This is a genomic window from Halobacteroides halobius DSM 5150, assembly GCF_000328625.1.
In the GTDB taxonomy this organism is placed as follows: domain Bacteria; phylum Bacillota; class Halanaerobiia; order Halobacteroidales; family Halobacteroidaceae; genus Halobacteroides; species Halobacteroides halobius.
This window is the reverse complement of record NC_019978.1, coordinates 2538323-2562810: the sequence shown is the minus strand read 5'-3', so window position 1 is coordinate 2562810 and position 24488 is coordinate 2538323. Positions and strand designations below refer to the sequence as shown.

20 protein-coding genes are annotated in these 24488 nt (G+C 33.2%); all 20 read left to right on the top strand.

Going from position 1 to position 24488, the window contains the following annotated elements; translation table 11 throughout:
* Positions 1–160 precede the first annotated feature (160 nt).
* Positions 161–1312, top strand: a complete 1152-nt coding sequence (ltrA, locus tag HALHA_RS12460) for a group II intron reverse transcriptase/maturase (RefSeq protein WP_015326122.1) — start codon at positions 161–163, stop codon at positions 1310–1312.
* Positions 1313–1498: 186 nt separating this feature from the next.
* Positions 1499–3526 (top strand): sigma 54-interacting transcriptional regulator, encoded by a 2028-nt coding sequence (locus HALHA_RS12455; RefSeq protein ID WP_015328128.1) that lies wholly within the window; start codon positions 1499–1501, stop codon positions 3524–3526.
* Between the two features lie 295 nt (positions 3527–3821).
* Positions 3822–4085 (top strand): HPr family phosphocarrier protein, encoded by a 264-nt coding sequence (locus HALHA_RS12450; protein ID WP_015328127.1) that lies wholly within the window; start codon positions 3822–3824, stop codon positions 4083–4085.
* A gap of 15 nt (positions 4086–4100) precedes the next feature.
* On the top strand, positions 4101–5810 hold the full coding sequence (gene ptsP / locus HALHA_RS12445; RefSeq protein ID WP_015328126.1) for a phosphoenolpyruvate--protein phosphotransferase: 1710 nt from the start codon (positions 4101–4103) through the stop codon (positions 5808–5810).
* A gap of 123 nt (positions 5811–5933) precedes the next feature.
* Positions 5934–7262 carry an RNA polymerase factor sigma-54 gene (rpoN, locus tag HALHA_RS12440; RefSeq protein WP_015328125.1) on the top strand — a complete coding sequence of 443 codons (1329 nt, stop codon included), beginning with the start codon at positions 5934–5936 and terminating at the stop codon, positions 7260–7262.
* A 14-nt stretch (positions 7263–7276) separates the two neighbouring features.
* Entirely contained in the window at positions 7277–10012 is a 2736-nt protein-coding gene (locus tag HALHA_RS12435; protein WP_015328124.1) for a sigma-54-dependent transcriptional regulator, read from the top strand.
* Positions 10013–10359: 347 nt separating this feature from the next.
* Complete coding sequence (locus HALHA_RS12430; protein WP_015328123.1) at positions 10360–10674, top strand: PTS sugar transporter subunit IIB; 315 nt, start codon at positions 10360–10362, stop codon at positions 10672–10674.
* Positions 10675–10702: 28 nt separating this feature from the next.
* Positions 10703–12025 carry a PTS sugar transporter subunit IIC gene (locus HALHA_RS12425; RefSeq protein WP_015328122.1) on the top strand — a complete coding sequence of 441 codons (1323 nt, stop codon included), beginning with the start codon at positions 10703–10705 and terminating at the stop codon, positions 12023–12025.
* 51 nt (positions 12026–12076) lie between these two features.
* On the top strand, positions 12077–12421 hold the full coding sequence (locus HALHA_RS12420) for a PTS sugar transporter subunit IIA (RefSeq protein ID WP_015328121.1): 345 nt from the start codon (positions 12077–12079) through the stop codon (positions 12419–12421).
* 29 nt (positions 12422–12450) lie between these two features.
* Positions 12451–13776, top strand: coding sequence for a 6-phospho-alpha-glucosidase (locus tag HALHA_RS12415; protein WP_015328120.1), 1326 nt, complete (start codon positions 12451–12453; stop codon positions 13774–13776).
* Positions 13777–14048: 272 nt separating this feature from the next.
* Positions 14049–14831, top strand: coding sequence for an IclR family transcriptional regulator (locus HALHA_RS12410; RefSeq protein WP_015328119.1), 783 nt, complete (start codon positions 14049–14051; stop codon positions 14829–14831).
* A gap of 429 nt (positions 14832–15260) precedes the next feature.
* Positions 15261–16316, top strand: coding sequence for a TRAP transporter substrate-binding protein (locus HALHA_RS12405; protein ID WP_015328118.1), 1056 nt, complete (start codon positions 15261–15263; stop codon positions 16314–16316).
* A 64-nt stretch (positions 16317–16380) separates the two neighbouring features.
* Positions 16381–16884 carry a TRAP transporter small permease gene (locus tag HALHA_RS12400; protein WP_015328117.1) on the top strand — a complete coding sequence of 168 codons (504 nt, stop codon included), beginning with the start codon at positions 16381–16383 and terminating at the stop codon, positions 16882–16884.
* Between the two features lie 26 nt (positions 16885–16910).
* Positions 16911–18200, top strand: a complete 1290-nt coding sequence (locus tag HALHA_RS12395; protein ID WP_015328116.1) for a TRAP transporter large permease — start codon at positions 16911–16913, stop codon at positions 18198–18200.
* A gap of 248 nt (positions 18201–18448) precedes the next feature.
* Complete coding sequence (locus tag HALHA_RS12390; protein WP_015328115.1) at positions 18449–19426, top strand: C-terminal binding protein; 978 nt, start codon at positions 18449–18451, stop codon at positions 19424–19426.
* An 18-nt stretch (positions 19427–19444) separates the two neighbouring features.
* Positions 19445–20395 (top strand): sugar kinase, encoded by a 951-nt coding sequence (locus tag HALHA_RS12385; protein WP_015328114.1) that lies wholly within the window; start codon positions 19445–19447, stop codon positions 20393–20395.
* Between the two features lie 16 nt (positions 20396–20411).
* The gene (locus HALHA_RS12380; RefSeq protein WP_015328113.1) at positions 20412–21068 is read left to right on the top strand and encodes a bifunctional 4-hydroxy-2-oxoglutarate aldolase/2-dehydro-3-deoxy-phosphogluconate aldolase; all 657 of its coding nucleotides are present in this window, start codon (positions 20412–20414) and stop codon (positions 21066–21068) included.
* A 37-nt stretch (positions 21069–21105) separates the two neighbouring features.
* Entirely contained in the window at positions 21106–21555 is a 450-nt protein-coding gene (locus HALHA_RS12375) for a NanQ anomerase/TabA/YiaL family protein (protein ID WP_015328112.1), read from the top strand.
* A 23-nt stretch (positions 21556–21578) separates the two neighbouring features.
* A complete protein-coding gene (gene dgoD / locus HALHA_RS12370; RefSeq protein WP_015328111.1) occupies positions 21579–22727 on the top strand; it encodes a galactonate dehydratase in 1149 nt (382 codons plus the stop codon).
* A 23-nt stretch (positions 22728–22750) separates the two neighbouring features.
* The gene (ilvD, locus tag HALHA_RS12365) at positions 22751–24472 is read left to right on the top strand and encodes a dihydroxy-acid dehydratase (protein WP_015328110.1); all 1722 of its coding nucleotides are present in this window, start codon (positions 22751–22753) and stop codon (positions 24470–24472) included.
* Positions 24473–24488 lie beyond the last annotated feature (16 nt).

Here is a 24488-nt window from a genome sequence, read left to right as displayed (position 1 = left end):
TGAATTTAAGAAAAACCATGACCTAAGTAGTAGTAAACTAAGAGGTGCGATTGGCGAGAGCTTAGAAGACGTGCTTAGGAATGCTACGAATATAGGGGTTTAGATATTAAGACAGGATAGGAAGAACTGGTAAGTCGTGAGGTAGGATAGGTGGAAAAAAATTAGTTCGCTATATAGTATAAAAGATTTAGTGACTAAGAAAAGACATTTACATTGTGCAGCTCAGAAAGTTTTGAATAATGGTGGTTGTGGAGGGATTGACGGTGTAGAAGTTGAAGAATTTAGAGAAAATTACACTAAGAATATGAGTGCTTTATATCGCCAGTTAACAGAAGATAGATATGAGCCACAACCAGTTCTAAGAACGTATATCTCAAAAGGAAATGGAGAACAAAGACCACTAGGTATTCCAGTAATTAAAGACCGAATTGCCCAACAAGCAGTGAAACAGATTCTAGAGATACACTTTGAAGAAATATTCTGCGACTGTTCTTATGGTTTTAGACCTAATAGGTCAACCGAAGATGCAATTAAGAAAGTAGAAGAATATAAAGAACAAGGTTATAATTGGGTATTAGACACAGATGTCAAATCTTACTTTGATACAATAGACCATGAAATTTTAATGGAGCTGATAGCAGAGGAAGTAAGTGATGGTTGGATATTAGATATTATTAGGTCGTGGCTTACTATAGGTGTCATGACTGAGAAAGGAAAAGAAGAAACAACGGAGGGAACTCCACAAGGAGGCGTAATTTCTCCACTTTTAGCAAATATCTACCTACATCACTTTGATAAGAAAATGACGCGTCGAGGATATAAGATAGTTAGATTTGCCGATGACTTTATAATTATGGCTAAGAGTAAAGCTAAAGCAGAACGTGCTTTGGAAGTAACTCGCCAGATTATAGAAAATGAATTAAACTTAAGACTACATCCTCGGAAAACAGTAATTACGAATTTTAATGATGGATTTAAATTTCTAGAATTTAAATTTTATAATTGTGATTATAAAAAGCCAAAAGAGAGCTCTATTAAAAGTTTCAAGGATAAAGTAAGAAAGAAAACCAAAAGGAATAGGTCAATAGGAGTAGCTGTAATGATTGATGAGCTTAATTTAATTATTAGAGGTTGGGGTAATAGTTTTCTACTAGGAAATATTAAAGGACTATATAAAAAGTTAGATGGTTGGATAAGAATGAGAGTACGTTGTTTTATAGAAGGAAAGAAGGCGAAAGGGCAGAATTATCGCCTTCCTAATAAAATATTAAGAGATTTAGGACTAGAATCACTGCTTACCGATGTGCTTTAGACAAGAGTAAAATATACATTTGTGGCAACACAAAGACGATAACTTACTCTCTGTTAAGGAGCAACAATGACCGAAAGCTGTATACGGGAGAACCGTACGTGCAGTTTGACAAGAGGTCCCAGCCGTGAGGCTGGTCCTACTTTATTTAATGTTAATGATTGATATAAATTAAGGGGGAGTAAACTGGTGATCAAAAAGGAGAAATTAACCTTTACTCATAAAAAAGGTTTACATGCTCGAGTGGCGGCTATGATTGTTAAGAAGGCTAACCGAATAAAAAATGAATATGGGGATAAACTTTTTGTAGGGGCTAGGGAAGATAATTTATTACCAGCTACTAGTTTAATTTCTGTAACATCCTCAAATATAGCTTATCAAGATGATATTATTGCTGTTAGTAAGGGGGAGAATGCTGACCAGTCAATTGAGGAGTTTGTAAATTTTTTAAAGGGAGAGTTTAATTTAGAGGATAGTAAGACTAAAGATGAAGTTGATGAATTATTACAACAAACTACTACAGCTATGGATAAAGTATTTAATAATATAGCTAATGGAGTAATTATTGTTGATCAAAAAGGGATTATTACTAGTTTTAATCCTGCTGCAGAAAGAATTACTGCCTTAGAAGCTAATCAGGTAATTGGTGAAGAAATAACTAAAGTTATTCCTAATTCTCGCTTGAAGAAGGTCTTAGAATCTGGTGCTTCAGAATTAGGCCAACGGCAAAAGATTAATCAAGCTACAATTATAACTAATAGAACTCCTATTATGTCAGGAGATCAAGTAGTTGGCGCTATAGCAGTTTTTCAAGATATATCTACCTTAGAAAAATTATCTGGTGAATTAAAGGAAGTTAAGGCCTTAAAAGAAAGACTTGATTTGATTTTGGAGTCGGTTCAAGATGGTATTTGTGTTGTTGATAGTAAGGGGTTAATAGATTATCTAAATTCTACTTATACTCAAATGTTAGGTATAACTGCTGATGAGGCTGTAGGGAATAAAATAGACCAAATTAGTAATAATAAAACATATCAACAGGTATTAGATACTGGTGAGAGTAAAACAGGGGTAGTAACTAAAAAAAATAGTCAGTTAATTATTATCTCTAATATTTATCCAATTAAAGTTGAAGGGGTAGTAGAAGGAGCAGTAATAGTATCTAAAAAGAAAACCGAAGTAGAAGAATTGGCCCAACGATTAAAAGAGTTATCAGCTAAGGCTGAATATCTAGAGCAAGAGCTGAAGCGAGAAAAGAAATTAGACAAGCCGTTTCAAAGAATTATAGGAAAGAGTGATGAATTAAGGGAAGCATTAGTTAATGCTTCTAAGGCAGCAGAGACTAATTCAACTGTTTTAATTAGAGGAGAAAGTGGAACAGGAAAGGAATTGGTAGCTGAGGCTATTCATTATGCTAGTAACCGAGCTAATGGTCCATTTATTAGGGTTAATTGTGCTGCTATCCCGCCTAATTTAATTGAAAGTGAATTGTTTGGCCATGAAAAGGGAGCTTTTACAGGAGCAGTGCAAAAGAAGATTGGCAAGTTTGAATTAGCAGATGGAGGAACTATATTTTTAGATGAGATTGGTGAATTGCCAAGTGAGTTACAGGTTAAACTATTAAGGGTTCTACAAGAAAGGATTTTTAGCAGAGTTGGTGGTACTGAAAGAATTAAAGTGGATATTAGAATCGTAACTGCGACTAATTGTAATTTAGAAGAAATGATGCAAGAAGGAACATTTAGGGAAGACTTATACTATAGATTAAATGTAATTCCAATTCTTCTACCTCCTTTGAGAGCTAGAAGAGAGGATATTCCTTTATTAGTTAATCATTTTTTAGAAAAATTATCAGCTAAATTAGAGAAACCGGTTGATAGTATTTCTAAAGAATCACTAGAGATTTTAACGAATTATTCTTGGCCCGGCAATATAAGAGAGCTGCAGAATATAATTGAACGAGCAATTAATTTTACGGATAATGACAAGATTTCTTTAGATAATTTGCCTAATTATATTAAAGAAGATTATAAAAATGGAAAAACATTAGTTAATTTAAAGGAAGACGGAGATGTCGCTTCATTAGAAGAGTACGAAAAGGAAATTATTAAACTGGCATTAAAGAAGCATGGTAGTTTTAATGCTTCTGGAAAAGCATTAGGGATTACACATCGAACTGTAGCTAATAAAGCTCGGAAGTATGGATTAGTAGATTAAATCTGATAAAATTTATCAAGAGGCTTGATAAATTTTATCAATGAACTAGTATGAAAATGTATTACCACAGATTGAATCTGATTTAAAAATGTTTTAACGGCTATTACTGATTAAATATTATAATTATTGCTGATGATGATATAATAATAGTGATTTGCTCTAATTTAATATCTAATTCTCCTTTTTATAAATCATTACAATTAATCGATATAGTTTGGAACTTAACTTGCATTAATAAATAAGTGCGAGTAAAATTAAAATTATAAATAAAATTAACTTTATGGAGGGGAATTAAATGGTAGAACAAAAAGTAACAGTTAATAATGATACAGGTATTCATGCTAGACCGGCTTCTATGATTGTTAGTAAAGCAGAGAAATTTGATGCTGATGTAAAGATTTCTAAGGATGGTCAGGAGGTTAATGCTAAAAGTATTATGGGAATTATGAGCCTAGGAGTTAACCAAAGTACAGAAGTTACTATTAAGGCTGATGGTGCAGATGCTAAAGATGCTGTAGCAAAAATTGTAGAATTAATTGAAGATGGATTCGGAGAGTAAGGAGGAATATATTAAATGAGTCAACAATTAACAGGAGTAGCTGCTTCTCCAGGAATTGTAACTGGTGAAGTTATGTTACTAGAAGAAGAAGACTTATCATATGAAACAGTAAATGTTGAAGATACTGATGGAGAAAAAGAGAGACTTCATGATGCTATTCAAGAGTCTAAAGAACAATTACAAGCTATTAAAGATAAAGTCGAAGATGATATGGGCCAAGATAAAGCAGAGATCTTTCAAGCTCACTTGATGGTTGTAGAAGATCCAGAATTGATTTCTGCTGTAGAAGATAAAATTGATTCCGAAGAGATTAATGTTGAAGCTGCTTTAGAACAAACAGTAGAACAATTTGCTACGATGTTTTCTAATATGGATGATGAGTATATGAGAGAACGGGCTAGTGATATTCGGGATGTAGGAACGCGAATTCTAAGAAATTTATTAGGAGTAGAGAATATGTCTCTAGCTGAACTAGATAGAGAAGTTATTCTAGTAGCAGAGGATTTAACTCCTTCTGATACTGCTCAGGTTGATAAAGACAAGGTATTAGGTTTTGCTACTAAGGTAGGAGGAAGAACTTCTCATACTGCTATTATGGCTCGATCTTTAGAGATTCCTGCTGTAGTAGGAGCTAGTCAGATTTTGGATAAAGTGGAAAATGGGATGGAAATTATTGTTGATGGTGTTAATGGAGATGTAATCATTGAACCAACAGCAGATGAACTAACTAACTATCAGAAAAAAGCTCAAGAATATAGAGAGCGTAGAAAGAGGTTGGCCCAATTAAAAGAGGAACCTGCTGAAACTAAAGATGGTCACCAGGTAGAATTAGTAGCTAATATTGGAACACCTAATGATGTAGCAGGTGCTCTTGATAAAGGTGCTGAAGGAATTGGTCTTTATCGAAGTGAATTTTTATATATGGACCGAGATTCTTTGCCAACAGAAAAGGAGCAGTTTGAAGCTTATAAAGAAGTAGCTGAAAAGATGGACGGGCCAATAGTAATTAGAACCTTAGATATTGGTGGAGACAAAGAATTATCTTACTTAGATTTACCAGAAGAAATGAATCCTTTCTTAGGTTATCGAGCAATTAGGATTTGCTTAGATAAAACTGATATTTTTAAGACACAATTAAGAGCTATTTTAAAAGCTAGTGCTTATGGTCAAGTTAAGATTATGTACCCTATGATTTCGGCTGTAGAACAGTTAAGAGCAGCTAATCAAATTTTAGAGGAAGTAAAGTCTGATTTATCTAAAGAAGGAATTGAATTTGATCAAGATTTAGAAGTAGGTATGATGATTGAGGTGCCAGCGGCAGCAATGACAGCAGATATCTTGGCTAAAGAAACTGATTTCTTTAGTATTGGAACTAATGATTTAATTCAGTATACAACTGCTACTGATAGAATGAATGAAAATATTGCTCATTTATATCAACCATTCCATCCAGCTTTATTAAGATTAATTAAGCGAGTTGTCAAAGCAGCTCATAATGAAGGTAATTGGGCTGGAATGTGTGGAGAAATGGCTGGAGATAAGCGCCTAACTCCTTTCCTTTTAGGAATAGGATTAGATGAATTTAGTATGAGTGCAGTTACAATTCCAGAAGTTAAAGATGCTATTCGTAATTTAACTTTAGAAGAAGCAGAAAAGATTGCTGATGAAGCTATAGGTTATTCTACAGCAGAAGAGATTGAGAATTATCTAAGTCAACAGGTATAATTTAATTTGCTAGCAATTACTTCTTATTTATAAATAATTCTTTTTTTGGCAACTACTCTATCTTGAGTGGTTGCCTTTTTTTTAGTAAACTATTAGTAAAGAGTTTAAATAAGGTGGGATAGTATGGAATTAAACTATACAACTAATTTATATCAAGAACAACAACAAAAACAAGAGTTAGCTATGACCCCTAAGCTACAGCAAGCTATTAAACTACTACAGTATTCAACATTAGAACTGCAGGAATTTATTGAAGATAAAATGATGGAGAATCCATTACTAGAATTAGATGATAATTATGATCCCCAGTCAAATAATTATATTAAGCAAAATGGAGATGATTTTAATTATGAAAAATTTGTTGCTCAAGAATTAACACTAGAAGAACATTTATTAAAGCAATTAAGCTTAGTTACAACTAGCAAGTTAGAGAAAAAAATAGGAGAACAAATTATTGGCAATTTAGATCAATCAGGTTTTTTTAGTTCGTTAGAAGAAGTTATTAATCAATTAGAAGTTACTAGAAAAGAAGTTAATAAAGTTTTAGCAAAAATTAAGCAATTTGATCCAGCAGGGATCGGTGCTAGAGATATTCAAGAATCATTGCTAATTCAATTAGATAATTTAAAAACAAGTGATAATAATACTCAAATTGGATTAGCTAAGCAAATAATTAACGGTTATCAGGCAGAATTAAATAATAATCAAGTCAGAAAGATTTCACAAGGACTTAGTATTGAACCTAAGGTTACTCAGCAGTTAATAGACTTAATTAAATCATTATCTCCTATTCCAGCAGATAGATTTAAAAAGAAAGCAAATAATATTTATATAGAACCAGATATTATTATTAAACAGATTTCAGGAAAGTATGTTATAATTATGGACCAGGCTAGTTTTCCCACTATACACATCAATAGTTATTATCGGAATTTGTTAAAAAAACAAAACGCTGCAAAACAGAGTAAGGATTATATAGAAGATAAATTAAAATCAGCTATGTGGTTAATTAAGAGTATTGAGCAAAGAAGACAAACGGTTTATAATATAGTACGAGCAATTATCAATTTACAGCAAGATTTTTTAAAAAGAGGAATTAAGTATTTAAAACCAATGACAATGCAACAAATAGCGGACGAAATTAAGATGCATGAATCAACAGTTAGTCGAGCTACAAGTAATAAGTATATTCAAACTCCTCAAGGATTATTTCCTATGAAGTTTTTATTTAGTAAGGCGATTAAAACAGGTGATCAAAAAGTATCAGCAGTAAGTATAAAAAAGGAAGTAGAAGATCTAGTAGCTAATGAAGATAAAAATAATCCACTAAGTGATAGAGAACTAAAGGATAAATTAGAGGCTAGAGGAGTAACTATTTCACGACGGACTATAGCTAAATATAGAACAGAATTGAAGATTCCCTCATCACGTAAGAGAAAGAGGTACGATTAGAGGAGGTAGTGGAGTTGAAGCAGATTGAGAAAGTATATCAAAGCTTAAAAAACAAGTATACTCAAGAGGATAAAGAAGGATATTCAGCTGGAGAGTTAGCTAAGGAACTTGATTTACACCGTTCTAATGTTAGTGGTTATTTAAATAAATTAGTTAAAAAAGGGAGAGTAAAAAAGATAACCGGAAGGCCAGTCTTATTTAAACCTCTAATTAAGAGAAAAACTAAAGGTAATGATAATAAAAATACCAATTTGAATCAACTTACAGTATTTGATCAAGTAATTGGAAAACAAGGAAGTCTAAAAACACCAATTGAACAAGCTAAAGCAGCTATATTATATCCACCTAATGGGTTGCATACCTTATTATTAGGTGATACTGGAGTGGGAAAGACTATGTTTGCAGAATTAATGCATCAGTTTGCTATTGAATCGGGTACTTTAGATTTTGCTGCTCCTTTTATCACCTTTAACTGTGCTGATTATGCAAATAACCCGCAACTATTAATGGGCCAACTTTTTGGAATAAAAAAAGGAGCCTACACAGGAGCAAATCAGGATAAAGAAGGACTTTTAGAAAAGGCGAATGGAGGGATTTTATTTTTAGATGAGGTACACCGCCTACCTTCAGAAGGACAAGAGATGTTATTTACCTTTATCGATAAGGGAATCTTTAGAAAGCTGGGAGATACAGAAAATGAACTTACTTCTGATGTATTAATTGTTGCAGCTACTACTGAAGATCCTGAGTCGAGTTTATTAGAAACTTTTAATCGACGTATACCAATGGTAATTAATCTCCCCCCTTTAGAAAAGAGAAGTTTAGAAGAGAGGTTAGCCTTAATTAAAGAATTTTTTCAACAAGAGTCTAAAAGAATTGGAGAAGTAATTTATGCTAAATTAGATGTAATTAAAGCTTTATTATTATATCATTGTAAGAATAATATTGGCCAATTAAAGAGTGATATTCAATTAGGTTGTGCTAGAGCTTTTTTAAGCTATATGAACCAAGGGAAAAATAAATTATTGGTAGATAAGAACCATTTTTCCGAATCAGTTAAAAAAGGATTGTTAAATTTAAAGAACAACCGCCAAAAAATTAGTCAAGTAGTCGATAATTCTAAGCCACAACTTAGATTTTCTCCTGAGAAAAAAGAACGATTTATCAAACAAGAAGACCAGTATGATCTACCAGGTAATTTTTATAATTCAATTGAACGGAAATTATTTGATTTAAAGAGTAAAGGAGTTAACGAACAAGAAGCAAATCAGATTGTAAATTCTGATATTGAGTCTTATTTTGAAGAGTATATTGGTGATTTTGATTCACAGATTAACAGAGAAGAATTATTAAAAATAGTAGGCAAAAATATTTTAGAAGTAACTGAACAGATTAGAGAATATGTTAACAATAATTTAGATACAGAATTACCTTCTCAGTTAATATTAGGTTTAGCTTTGCATATTCAATCAGCAGTGCAAAGAATAAAAGAAGGCGAAAAGATAGTCAACTCCCAGTTAAATGAAATTAGAATGAAGCATCCTGAAGAATTTAGTGCTGCTCTTAAGATAACAGAGATAATTGAATCTCAACTTGGAATCCAACTACCACTTGATGAGGTAGGATATTTAACTATGTTCTTATGCCCTGCTGAGTATCAATTTAGTCAGGAAGAAGAGGACAAGGTAGGAGTTATTGTGGCTATGCATGGAGCTAAAGCAGCTTCAAGTATGGTAAAGGTAGCTAATAAACTATTACAGGTCAATCATGCTAGGGCAATGGATATGCCTTTAACAATGGACCCTAAACAGGCATATAGTAATGTCAAAAATTTAGTACAAGAAGTAGACCAAGGTAGAGGGGTTTTATTACTAGTAGATATGGGTTCTTTGACCACTTTTGGTGAGTTAATTCATCAAGAGACGGGAATTGAAATAAAGACGATTGAAATGGTCAGTACTCCTATGGTCTTAGAAGCAACTCGTAAAGCAATTATTTCTTTGAGTTTAGAAGAGATTTTTGATTTTACTATCAATGTAAACCCTTATTTAGGTAAGAAATTATTAAATGATACCTCTAAGCAACAAGAGTATAGACAGACAAACCTAGTTATTACTAGCTGTTTTACTGGTGAAGGAACAGCAGTAAAACTAAAATCAACTATTTATAAAAATCTTGATTTAGAAGCTAATAATGCAGAAGTAATGGCACTTAATATATCAGATAATGAAAAGTTCAAGCAAAAGATTAAGAAATTAAGCCAAGAGTATAATATTGTAGCTATTATTGGAAGTATTAATCCTAAACTAGCTGAGGGGATTCCTTTTATTAGAGCTGAAGAGATATTTACTAACCAAGGTTTAAGACGGTTAAGTAAAATCATTGAGGCAGAGGATATATATTTACAGGTAGCTGAATCTTTAGATGAACACTTATTATATGTTGATGCCCAAGAGGTTATCCAAGATATTAGAAGGGTAATTGATGATATTGTCGAAGAATTGAATTTAAAAGTAAAGGAAGATTCACTAGTAGGATGGATATTGCACATTAGTTTTATGTTAGACCAAATATTAGCTGGTGATAGAAATCGAGAGTATCAAAATAAAGAAACTATTAAAGAAGATTATAAAAAGGAGTATCAAATTATTAAAGATAAACTTAAGCTATTAGAGTCTAATTATCAATTAGAGATTTCTGATGGTGAAGTATGTAGCTTGGTAGAGATTATGCTGGAGCTTAGTATTTAAAAAGTGAATATTATATACTGTATATAAAGCATTATACAGTTCATTTAACTAGTGGATAGTGTATATAAAAGATATACACTATCCTTTATTTTTTATCCGATAAAAAAATTGTAGAAAAAAATATTTTTTTGTTTATTCTTTTATCCCTGATATAGCAGTCTTGGAGAAGGTATTGAAGAACAAATTATAAACTTTTTATTTTTTTTGGGGGCAGTTTGGAATCAGACTTGCATTATATTATTAGTGAAGGCCGATAAGGATAGAGTCTTACTTTTAGACTCTAGAATAACATATATAAGATATCGGATTAATTTATAACAATAAAACTACTAAAAGGGGGATTTTTAATGAATATTTTATTAGTTTGTGCAATGGGAGCTTCTACAGGAGTTATGGTCAATAAGATGAAAAAGAAGGTGCAAGAAAAAGATGAGTTTAATGAAGACGAGTTTAAGATTGAAGCTGTTGCTACTGAAGAGTTAAAAGATCGAGTTGATGAATTTGAAGTTGTATTATTAGGGCCACAAATTAGATTTAAGGAAGCTGAATACAAAAAAATGTGTGAACCTAAGGGAATTAAAGTAGGTGTTATTGATTCTCGAGCTTATGGGACAATGAATGCTGAGGCTGTATTAAATCAAGCAGCAGATATGGTTAAATAATTATAATAATTAGAGGAGGGATTTTATAATGAGTACTAAAATGTTTGATAAAGTTGAACAATTATTACAAAGATATTTAATGCCTTTAGCAAACAAAATTCAAAGTCAACGTCATATTCAAGCTGTAAGAGATGGTATGGTTAGTTTGATGCCTGTTTTAATAGTAGGTTGCTTGAGTTTGTTAATTAGTGCAATCCCAAATTTAATTCCAAATGGTATGTTAGTAGGATTTGAGGAATTAATTAAGAATAATGCTGGAGTGATTATGTTTCCATTTAAACTAACTATTGGTTTGCTATCGCTTTTTTCTGCTTTTAGTATAGCTTACCATTTAGGGAAAAGATATGATTTGTATCCTTTAGGAACAGCAACTTCTGCATTGATTGTGCAGTTATTAGTTTGTGCTAAGTATGTAGATGGTAAAATTATACCAACTTATTTAGATGCTAAAGGTATTTTTGCTAGTATTATTATAGGATTGTTGACAGTAGAGGTAGCTAAATTCTTGGATAATCATGCTATTACATTTAACTTACCGGATAGTGTACCACCTTCTATTTTAAAGACTTTTCAAAGTATCATCCCATTATTTGTAAATGTAGTCTTATTCTATAGTATTTCTTTAATGATTAAAGCTGCAACTGGAGTAATTTTTCCAGAATTATTAATGAATACTTTAGCACCAGCAATTAATAGTTTAGATAGCCCACTTGCTTTTGTAGTATTGATTTTGATTACTCAATTATTATGGTTTGTTGGATTGCATGGTTATGCAATTACAAGTAGTATCTTTTTACCATTAGGAACTCAGTATTTAGCAGCTAATGCTGCGGCACAAGCTGCGGGAGAACCATTAACTTACGTCTTTACTCATGGATTTTATGTTTATTTCTTATTGGCAGGAGGTTCTGGGTTAACAGGTGGATTGGCAGCACTGATGTTATTTAGTGATTCTGATCATTTAAAACAAGTTGGGAAGTTAGGAATAGTACCAGCTATCTTTAATGTAAATGAGCCAATTATATTTGGGTTACCAATTGTATTAAATCCAATTATGTTTATTCCATTTGTTTTGGGACCGACAATTGTTGGCTTGATCTCTTATTTAGTTATTGATTTTGGTTTTGTAGCTAAGCCATTTATTGATCCACCATTATTTTTACCAGCACCGCTTGGAGCTTTTATGACTAATATGGACTGGAGATCAGTAATTTTATGTGTATTTAACCTAGTATTATCTACAGTGATTTATTATCCATTCTTTAAGATGATGGAGAAAAAGGAAGTTAAAAAAGAAAGAAAAGTAAAAGAAGAAAAGGCAGAAGCTGCCGGAGGAACAGTGACTTCTTAAGAAATTATTTTCTTATTTATAAATTTTTAAGTTGATAAGGGGGAATTAAAAATGGCTATGGAAGCATCTGAATTAAATGAGGATATTGATATAGAACAGATTGTATTTCAAATTATCTCTCATGCTGGAGACGGGAAAAGTGATGTAATGATGGCTTTACGGAAGGCACGTAAAGGTGAGTATGATAAAGCAAAAGAATTGCTAGAAGAGGCTAATGAGAAATTATCTAAAGCCCATAAAATGCATGCTAATTTAGTACAAAAAGAATCAGCTGGTGAGGAAGTAAATATGAGTTTGTTATTGGCCCATGCTGAAGATCACTTTATGAATGCTAGCATGGCAAGAGATTTAGTTTCTGAAATGGTATTGTTATTTGAAGAAAGGGATAAAGAGTAAATAAGTTAATTTATAGGGGGGCATACTGCATGAAAAAACAAAATCTAGTCATAGCAGGTGGTGGAAGCACTTATACTCTAGGTATGATTATGAGTCTAATAGCAGAAAAAGATAATTTTCCATTAAAAAGTATTACATTTTATGATATTGATGCTAAAAGACAAGAAAGAGTTGCTAAAGCTACTGAAATCATATTAAAAGAGAAATATCCTGAAGTAGAAGAGTTTAACTATACTACTGATAAAGAAGAGGCTTTTACAGGGGCTGACTTTGTTTTTGTTCAAATTAGAACTGGCGGACTTGAAATGAGAGCCAAGGATGAAGAGATTCCATTAAGCCATGGTGTTGTTGGCCAAGAGACATGTGGTCCAGGTGGTATGGCTTATGGTATGCGTTCTATTGGAGATATGATTGAACTGATTAATGATATTAGAACTTATGCTTCAGAAGCTTGGATTTTAAATTATACAAATCCAGCTGCAATTGTAGCAGAGGCTTTAAAAAGAGAATTTCCTAATGACAATAAGATCTTAAATATCTGTGATATGCCAGCGGCAATTATGGTTAGTTTTGCAGGAATTTTAGATAAAGAAATCTGGGACTTAGTACCAGAATACTTTGGATTAAATCACTTTGGCTGGTTTACTAAAATTCGTGACAAAGAAGGAAATGATTTGACAGATAAGCTAAAAGGTCATATCTTAAATAAAGGATTTGCTCCAGAGGATGCTGAGATTGCTGAAGATCCATCTTGGAAGAAGACATTTAAGCAGGTAGAGAGAATGTTAACTGACTTCCCAGAGTATCTACCGAACACTTATCTACAATACTATTTATATCCTGAAAAGATGGTAGATAAGGTAGATCCAGAGTATACAAGAGCTAATCAGGTAATGGATGGTAGAGAAAAGAGAGTCCAGGAGTTATCTGATAGTATCACAGAAGCAGGAACTACTGAAGGAGCAGATTTAGAGGTAGATATTCATGGTCGCTATATGGTACGAGTGGCAGCTTCTTTAGCTTATAATATAGGAGACACTTATATTGTAATTGTAGAGAATAATGGTATTATCTCTAACTTACCAGATGATGCAATGGTTGAGGTACCAGCCCAACTTACTAGTAATGGGCCAAAGCCATTTGCAGTAGGAGAAATTCCTACTTTCCAGAAGGGACTAATTGAAGGACAGTTAGCTTATGAGAAGTTGGTTGTAGATGCTTACTTTGAACAGGACTATAATAAGGCATTGCAGGCGTTAACTCTAAATAGAACAGTAGTTGATACACCAGTTGCTAAAGAGATTTTAGATGAGTTAATTGAAGCTAATGAAGATTATTGGCCAGAACTAAAATAGATAAGTATGTTTAAAGTCAGAGGCTATTAATAGCCTCTGACTTTATATAATAGTTTTAATTATTTAATTTCTGTAAGATTTCAGTATCTTAGTACATTGACTTATTTTTCTGCGAATAATAAAGTACTATCCTAAATTTATGGTAAACTAAACTTTATTTTACACCAAATAAAAGTGAAGTTGAAGAAGGAATTTATAATTATAGTCTTTAATTAATATAATATGAAACAATGTTTTATTATTAGAAATTAATTTGAGGAAGGAGAGATAAAATGAGAACTAAACCAAATAACTTAGTTAAATCTGTAAATAGATCAATTAATATTTTAGAAGAGTTAGCAAAGTATGAAAATGGGTTGGGGGTGACAGAGATAGGTAATAGATTGGACGTTCATAAGAGTTCAGTTCATAGGTTATTATCTACTTTAGTTTATAGGGGTTTAGTTGAACAAGATCAAGAAACTGGAAAATATAAGTTAGGGTTAAAGTTATTTGAATTAGGGAGTAGAATCTTTAATGATTTAGAAGTCAGAGAGTATGCAAAGCCATATATAGAAGAGTTAGTTAGAAAGACTAATGAAACAGTACACTTAGTTACTTTAGATCAGGGGGAAGTTTTATATATTGATAAGGTAAAAAGCCCAGAAACGATCACTATGGCTTCCCAAATAGGAGCTAGAGGTCCAATTCATTGTACTGGAGTTGGTAAAGCAATGGCAGCTTATTTAGCTGAAACAGAAGTAGATAAGATAATTAAAAAGAAAGGTATGCCTAAACAGACTGAGAATACGATTACAGATCCTCGGGAGTTCAAAGAACATTTAGACCTCGTTAAAGAGAGAGGATATGCTATTGATGAAATAGAGAATGAAGCAGGAATCAGGTGTATAGCAGCACCAATTTTTGATTATGATGGAGATGTAGTAGCTGCAGTTAGTGTTTCAGGGCCAACTATGAGAGTTACTAAAGAAAGAATCTCTGAATTAGCCAAGCAGGTTAGAGAGACAGGATTACAGATATCATACCGTTTAGGTTATAATCCCAATAATCAATAGAAAAGTAATAATAGTATAATATTATACAAAAAACAAATTATAATAAATAGTAGAAATCCTTGACAATTGATTTTTAATTCCTTATAATATAAATGTAATCAAGTTGAAACAATGTTTTTCAATAAGAAACAAATTATAATTTAATAAGTTGTATCATTTTTTATTACTTTTGTACCAAAACATAGTTTTATAATACGATAAAGATTATATAATAACCCTATGTTTTTCCCAATTTCTTAAAAAGGGGGGGTGGAAAAGAAGTAAGGGATTTAAATTTTGCCCATTTATTAAAACTTAGTTTCTTAATAAGAAATAATTTAAAAGTAGAATAAGATTATAACTTTACAAGCCTACTGGAACCTATATTTAATTTTAATATGGGTGGAGTAGGCATTTATTATTTTACTAAAATTTAGAGGGGGAATTTAAATGTTTAATAAGAAACTTACATCAGTTGCTTTAGTTTTAGTTTTATTAGCAGGTTCTTTGTTGACTCTTAGTAGTGATGCTGGTGCTTGGTGGATTTTTGGTGAAGATAAAGATAATAATAAGAAGAAAGTTTATACTATTCGAGCTGGTATTGGGTTAAATGATAAATCGGCTCAGTTTAAAGCATTAGAGAAGTGGAAACAAATGGTCGAAAAAAGAAGTGATGGACGGATTGAGATGGAGTTATATCATTCTAGTCAGCTTGGTGATGACCGTGAAATGATGGAAGCATTACAGTTAGGAACTCAGGAAGTAACTTGTCCTTCGACAGCTCCAATTGGTGGTTTTATACCAGAATTTAAGGTATTTGATTTACCATTCTTATTCCCAAGTAATAAAGCTGCTGATTATGTATTAGATGGTCCTGTAGGTCAAAGATTACTTAAGAAGTTAGAAAAGGAAGGCCTTATTGGATTAGCTTATTGGGAGAATGGTTTTCGTCATTTAACTAATAGTGTAAGAGCAGTAAAAACACCTGCAGATATTAAAGGATTAAAAGTAAGAACTATGGAAAATCCAATTCATTTAGCTGCTTGGGAAGCTATGGGAGCTAATCCAACTCCAATGGCATTTGGCGAATTATTCTCTGCTATGCAACAAGGTGTAGTTGATGGACAGGAAAACCCATGGGGAACTATTTATCTACAAAACTTCTATGAAGTTCAGGATTATGTAACTAATACTGGACATGTTTATTCTCCATTTGTATTAATGGTCTCTGAGAAGTTTTATGATAAATTACCTAGTGATTTACAAAAAATCCTTAGAGAAACAGCTAAAGAGGTTAAAGATTATCAAAGAAAAATAAATCGTGAGATGAATGCTAAGTATAGAGAGAAATTAAAGGATAAGATGAATGTAACTATTCTTTCTGCTGAAGAAAAGAAGGCATTCCAAAAAGCAGTTCAACCAGTTTATGAAAAATATGAAGAAGAAATTGGTGCTGGGTTAATTAAAGATGTAATGAATGAAGTTGAAGAATACCAAAACAAGTAAAAGTTAAATAAATATAGAGGGGATATCCCCTCTATATTTATTTAGTATCAGGAGGTGAATTAAAATGTTTAAGAAAATTTATAATTTGTATAAATATTTTGTAATATTTATTACGATTACTATTATGATAGTTGTTAATCTGAATGTTTTTTCTAGATATGTATTAAATAATTCTTTAGGCTGGGCATCAGAAGCATCAAGATTTTTATTTATTTGGCTAACTTTTCTAGGAGCAGTATTAGCTTATGAAAAAGATGAGCATATTGGATTAGATCTTGTGATAGATTTGATACCATCAGAGAAAGTTAAGACAATAGTTAGATTAATTGCAGATTTAGGAGTATTATTAGTTATTGCTGTATTAATTAAGACGGGAATTACAGTTGTTCAATTTACTTCGAATACATCACCAGCATTACAAATTCCGATGAGTAGAGTTTATGCTATCGTTCCAGTCAGTACTATTTTTATGTTCTTAATTGCTTTAGGAAAGATAAAAAGAAGAATTAGTAATTTATTTAGTAATTCAAATAAAAAAGAGTCACAGGAAGAAGAAAAGGTAGTATAATTTGATGATTAATTAGGAGGGATAACATGCTATGGTTATTTTTAGGAACTTTATTTTCCTTTGTATTTTTAGGAATTCCGGTTGCATTTAGTTTAGGATTATCCAATATGGTAATTATGTCTGCTATGGATTTTGACTTTGTAATTTTAACCAAAAAGATGATTCAAGGGATGAATAGTTTTCCGTTGTTGGCAATTCCATTTTTTATGTTTGTAGGAGAGATTATGAATACAGGAGGAATAGCTAAAAGACTAGTTAAATTTGCTGATTCCTTAGTTGGATTTATTACTGGTGGTTTAGGACATGTTAATATTTTAGCTAGTATGTTTTTTGGTGGTATTTCTGGTTCAGCAATTGCTGATACAGCAGCAATTGGAGGGTTATTGATTCCTCCTATGGTAGAAGAGGATTATCCAGCTGATTATTCCTCTGCAATTACTGCTTCTTCGGCTGTAATAGGAATTATTATCCCACCAAGTATTCCCTTTATTTTATACGGAATTACAACTAATACATCAATTGCTCAGATTTTTATGGCAGGAATTATTCCAGGAATTTTAGTAGGGTCTGCTTTGATGGTAACTACTTATTTTACTACTAAACGAAATAGTTATGGTAATGCAGAGGCTACAGCAAGTAAGAGTTTCAGTTTTAAAGAGGTTATTTCAAGTTTTAAAGAAGCAAGTTTAGCTCTATCATTACCTTTATTAATCGTAGGTGGAATTTTAGGTGGTGTTTTTACGGCTACTGAAGCAGGAGCTATTGCAGTAATATTATCTTTAGTCTTATCAATTTTTGTTTATAAAGAAATTGATTTTGGTGATATTCCTGATTTACTACTAAAAACAGCTCGAGTAACAGCTACTGTATTATTCTTATGTGGAATGGCAATGGTAACAGCATGGTTATTGACTACAGCCCGAGTACCATATCAGCTGGCTGAGTTGATTAACAGTGTTACTAGTTCTCAGATAGTAATTATGTTAATTATCAATGCTTTATTATTAGTTGTTGGTTGTGTTATGGATTTGACTCCTGCTTTATTAATTTTAGCTCCAATCTTGTTACCAATAGTTGAACAACTTGGCATTAGCCCAGTTTATTTTGGTGTAATTATGTGTATTAATTTAGGAATTGGATTAATTACTCCACCAGTGGGAACAGTGCTTTATGTAGCATGTGGAGTCGGTAATGTTAAAATGGAGCAGTTAGTTAAGTCTATTTTACCATTTTTATTTACTTTAATGGTTATATTAATTTTATTGATCTTTTTCCCACAGTTGGTTATGTTTATTCCTAATTTAATGATGGGTTAATTAAGGAGCGTAATTACAACCTATTTATCAAATTTAACAGGGATAAATATAGAAGTGGATTTAGTCAGAAAAATTGCTATTGAAAATGAAAATATAATAGGGCTTAAAGATACTATACAATGATAAATTAGAGGAGATATTAGAAATTTGCTAGGGTAGTCTTTAATTTTTACCATATATTTGAAACAAGGTTTTTTATATAGAAACAATACTATTTTCAGTACTAAATTAATAAAGGAGGAGTTATAATGTCTAAATTTAAAGTGATGGTTACTGATTATGAATATGAAACTTTAGAGTATGAAGAAAAGGTATTAGAGGAGATTGATGCTCAATTTTTAAAGGCACAAGCTAGAACTGAGGAAGAAGTTATCGAGGCAGCTCCTGAAGATATAGAAGGTTTGTTAGTTCAGTATGCTCAAATAGGCGAAAAAGTATTTAAGGCCTTACCTGATTTAAAAGTTGTAGCTCGGTATGGGATAGGAGTAGATACAGTAGATTTAAAAGCAGCAACTGAATATGGAGTTAAGGTGGTTAATGTAGCAGAGTATTGTCAAGATGAAGTATCAGATCAAGCTTTAGCTTTATTACTAGCCTGTGCTAGAAAGACTGTCTTACTGAACAATGATGTTAAGGCAGGAAATTGGGACTTTAATGTTGGAAAACCAATTTATCGATTGCGAGGTAGGAGTTTAGGAATTGTTGGTTTTGGAAAAATTCCCCATAAATTAGCAGAGAAGACTGCAGCTTTTGGACTTGAATTATTAGTTTATGATCCCTTTGTAGATGAAGGTGTAGAGGAGGAATATGGAGTTGAATTAGTTGAGTTAGATGAATTAATGGAAAAAGCAGACTTTATATCAGTTCATGCACCTTTAAATGAGAAGACAAGACATATGATTAGCACTAAAGAATTTAAGTTAATGAAAGAATCAGCTTTTATTGTTAATACAGCTAGAGGTGCAGTAATAGATGAAGCAGCATTAATTGAAGCATTAGAAAATGAAGAATTAGCTGGAGCTGGTTTAGATGTAACAGAACAAGAGCCAATTGAAAAGGATAATCCATTATTAGAGATGGATAATGTAATTATTAATCCTCATGTGGGTTGGTATTCTGAAGATGCACTAGTCGAATTAAAAACAAGAGCAGCCGAAGGGGTTGCAGATGTATTAGTTGATAACAAACCTAAGTACTTAGTTAATCAAGATGTGTTAGATAAATAAATTTAGGGAGGGTAAATTATGCTAGATGTAGTTACTCTTGGAGAGACTATGGTGATGATGAATCCTGTAGAAGCAGGGAGTCTAAAGTATATTTATGATTATAAAAAGCAATTAGGAGGAGCGGAAAGTAATTTTGCTATTGGCTTAGCTAGATTAGATCATCAAGTAGGTTGGTTTAGTAAATTAGGAGATGATCCACATGGGGAGTATGTGAAATCTTTTATTAGAGGAGAGGGAGTGGATACTTCCCAAGTTAAGTTTACTTCTCAGGCTCCTACAGGATTATTCTTTAAAGAAAGAAGAGAATTAGGAGAGAGTAATGTTTATTATTATCGGCATGGGTCAGCAGCTAGTAAAATGAAGCCAGAAGATCTATCTGAAGATTATATTGCCCAAGCTAAGTATTTACATTTAACAGGTATTACACCTGCACTAAGTGAATCTTGTCACAATACAATTTTAAAAGCAATTAAAATAGCTAAAGAGAATAATGTTAAGGTTTCTTTAGACCCTAACTTGCGTTTAAAATTGTGGAGTAAAGAAAGAATGCGAGAAGTTATGTTAGATTTATTTAAGAAGGTAGATGTTGTATTACCAGGAATGGAAGAAGGAGAAATTTTGTTAGGAACAGATGATCCAACAGAGATAGCTGAAGAAATTTTAAATTTAGGTGCAGAGATTGTGGTAGTTAAATTAGGAGCCAAAGGTGCTTTGGTAGCTAACAAAGATAGTAAGGAAAAAGTAGCAGGTTATCCAGTAGAGAGAGTTGTAGATCCAATTGGAGCAGGAGATGGTTTTGCAGCTGGATTTATTTCTGGTCAATTAAGAGGAAAAGATTTAGTAGAATCTACTAGATTAGCTAATGCAGTAGGTGCTTTTGCTACTACAGTTATTGGTGACGTAGAGGGACTACCTACTAGAGAAGAAGTGGAAGTATTTACGGGAGAGAAAGAAGCTATTACTAGATAGTAATGGGGGGATAAAAGTGGAAAAACAAGAGAATCTACAAACAATTATAGATAGTGGAGTTGTAGCAGTTATTAGAGGTATGGAAGTAGATAAAGTAGTTAATATTGTTGATGCTCTATTAGAAGGAGAAGTAAAAGCTTTAGAAATAACTTTAAATTCTCCTGGTGCTATAAATTTAATTGAAGAAGTATCAGAAAGGGTAGAGGATACAGATGCAATTGTAGGAGCTGGAACAGTATTAGATGGTGAAACAGCCCGAGATGCTATCCTAGCTGGAGCTGAATTTATCTTTGCTCCTAACTTAAATCAAGATGTGATTAAAGTTTGTAATCGCTATGGGAAAGTAGTGGTTCCAGGAGTTATGACTCCAACTGAAATTGTTAATGCTTATCAAGTTGGAGCAGATTTAGTAAAGGTATTTCCGGCGGGAGTTATGGGGCCAAAATATATTAAGAGTATCAAAGGACCACTAGACCATATTCCAATGATGCCTACAGGTGGTGTTGGTATAGATAATGCTGCAGACTTTATTGAGGCTGGAGTAGTAGCACTTGGAGTTGGAAGTGCTTTAATGGATAAAGAAGCCATAGCAAATGAGAATTATGAAGTGATAACTGAAAAGGCTAAAAAGTTAACTCAAATTGTAGAAGAGACTAGAGAGTCATTAGCTTAACTGATAGTTATTTAAGTATTAAAGGGGGAGTTTAAATATGATTATTGATAATCTTGCTAATTCGTCTTGTTATTATGGATTGGGGGGAAGATTAAAAGAGGCCTTTCAATTCTTAGAAGAAAATGATTTCTCAGAGATGGAAGAGGGTAAATATGAAATAGATGGCGATAATATCTTTGCTATAGTAGATTCCTATGAAACTAAATCTCAAGAAGAGGGGGTTTGGGAAGGACATCGTGAGTATATTGATATTCAGTATCTTGTAGAAGGAACTGAATTAATGGGCTATTCTAATTTAGAAAGAATGGAGCTTGATGAATATGATGAAGATAATGACTTTTTAACTTTTGCAGGTAATGGTGATTTTATTGCAGTTGAGCCAGGAAATTTTGTAGTCTTTATGCCTCAAGATATTCATATGCCTGGTATTTGTCTAGCTGATGGTCAAGAAGCCAAAAAAGTGATTGTAAAGGTTAAAGTTGATTAATATAGTATAAAGGGGTAATAAAGATGAAGATCACTAACTTAGAAACCTTTATTGTTCCTCCGAGATGGTTATTTTTAAAAGTTGAAACTGATGAAGGAATTAGTGGTTGGGGGGAACCAGTAGTAGAAGGAAGGGCCAAGACAGTAAAAGCTGCTGTAGAAGAATTAAGTGAGTATTTAATTGGAAAAGATCCTCTTAGAATAGAAGATCACTGGCAAGTTTTATACAGAAGTGGTTTTTATCGTGGCGGGCCAATCTTAATGAGTGCTATTGCAGGAATTGATCAAGCACTTTGGGATATTAAAGGAAAGTATTATGATGCTCCTATTTATGAACTATTAGGTGGAGCTTGTCGGGATTCAATTAGGGTTTATTCCTGGATTGGTGGCGATAGACCAAGTGATGTAGGTAAAGCTGCTAAAAAAAGAAAGGAAGTAGGCTTTACTGCTATTAAGATGAATGCAACTGAGGAATTACAGTATATTGATTCTAATAAGAAAGTAGCAGAAGTGGTAGATAGAGTGGCTGCAGTGCGAGAAGAGGTAGGAGAAGATTTTGGTATTGGAGTCGACTTTCATGGTCGGGTTCACAAACCAATGGCCAAGGTTTTAGCTAAGGAGTTGGAACCATATAATTTAATGTTTATTGAAGAGCCAGTACTACCAGAGAATAATGAAGTATTAAAGGAAATTACGAAGCAAACTAGAACTCCAATTGCAACAGGAGAAAGAATGTTCTCTCGTTGGGACTTTAAAGATTTACTAGCCAAGGGATATGTAGATATTATCCAACCTGATCTTTCTCACGCTGGAGGAATTACCGAATGTAAAAAGATTGCTGCTATGGCTGAAGCTTATGATGTAGCAGTAGCTTTTCATTGTCCATTAGGGCCAATTGCCTTAGCATCCTGTTTACAGGTAGATGCTACAGCTCATAATGCCTATATCCAAGAACAGAGCTTAGGAATTCACTATAATCAAGGAAGTGATATATTAGAATATTTAGTTGACCCATCTGTATTTGATTATCAGGGGGGTTATGTGGAGATTCCTCAGAGGTCTGGTTTAGGGATTGAAATTGATGAGGAGCATGTACGAAAGATGGCCCAAGAAGGGCATAATTGGAAGAATCCAGTTTGGCGTCACCAGGATGGAACAGTTGCTGAGTGGTAATAAACTAAAAATGGAGTGATAATATGCTAAAGAGTCAGAAACTAAGAGAAGTAGGAGTTGAAATTGATCCTTTACGCTTGGCTGCAGGTTGGGATAGAGATGATTTATCTAAACCCCAAATTTTGGTTGATAGTACTTACGGGCCAAGCCATCCGGGTAGTTTTCATTTAGATAGAGTTGTTGATAAGATAGCTAACGGAGTAGGTAATGTAGGAGCTAAACCAGCTGAATTTACAGTAACTGATATCTGTGATGGGGTAGCCCAAGGCCATGATGGAATGAATTATTCTCTTGTTTCACGAGAAATGATTGCTAATATGGTTGAGATTCATGCTTTGGGTCATCCGTATGATGGAGTTGTACTGACCTCTTCTTGTGATAAAGCAATTCCAGCCCATTTAATGGCAGCGGCTAGAGTTGATATGCCAGTAATTCATGTACCAGGTGGAACTATGAGCCCTGGGAAAGATGGTTTAACTTTAGAGAAGATAGGTACCTATGCTGCTCAATTAGAGCGAGGAGAGATTACAGAAGAAGAATTCACAAAGTATCAAAATGAGGCTTGTCCAAGTTGTGGTTCCTGTCAGTTTATGGGGACGGCTAATACTATGCAGGTTATTGCTGAAGCATTAGGTTTAGCGCTACCTGGTTCTGCTTTAGCTCCAACTAAAGATGAAGTTCTTGATGACTTTGCTCAACGGGCTGGAGAGCAGATTTTGGATTTAGTTAAAGAAGATATTAACCCAAGTTATATTTTGACTAAGAAGGCTTTCGAGAATGCAATTACTCTTCATGCAGCAGTAGCTGGTTCTACAAATGCTTTGTTACATATTCCAGCTATAGCTTATGAAGCTGGTATTGAGATTGAGCCAGATTTATTTGATGAGATTCATCGACGCACTCCTTATTTGGCTAATGTAATTCCAAGCGGAGAATATTCTTGTGAGGCTTTATGGTATGCTGGAGGAGTACCAGCAGTAATGGAAGAGATTAAAGACTTATTACACCTTGACCAGATGACAGTTACAGGTAAGACTTTAGGCGAAAATTTAAAGAAACTAAAGAAAGATGGATTTATTGGTGACTGTAGAGCTAAATTTACAGATAATTACTCTGTTGAAATAGATGATGTTTTAGTTTCTAGAGAAGAACCAATTTCTGATGAAGGGGCTGTAGCTATTTTAAAAGGTAATCTAGCTCCAGAAGGTGCTGTTGTTAAACATTCTGCAGTAGCTAAAGAGATGCACCAACACGTTGGCTCAGCTCGTGTTTTTGACTGTGAAGAAGAGGCAAGAGACGCAATTATTAATCAGAATATTGAACCAGGTGATGTGATATTTATTCGTTATGAAGGGCCAAAGGGTACTGGAATGCCTGAAATGTTTTATACAACAGAGGCAATTGCTTCTGACCCAGAGTTAGTATCTACTACTGCCTTAATTACAGATGGTCGTTACTCAGGTGCCACTCGTGGTCCAGCTATTGGCCATGTTTCTCCCGAAGCAGCAGCAGGAGGGCCAATCGCTTTGGTAGAGAATCGAGATTTGATTAAAATTAATATTCCAGAGCGTAAACTAGAGATTGTAGGAGTTGCTGGAGAAGAGAAAGAAGCTCATGAGATTGAGGAAATATTAGCAGCTAGAAAAGAAGAGTGGACTAAACCAGATGTAGGAGCTAAAAGCGGGGTCTTGGCCCAATATGCTAAGTTAGCTACTTCTCCAATGAAAGGTGGATATATGAAATAAAAGAAAGGTGGTCTAA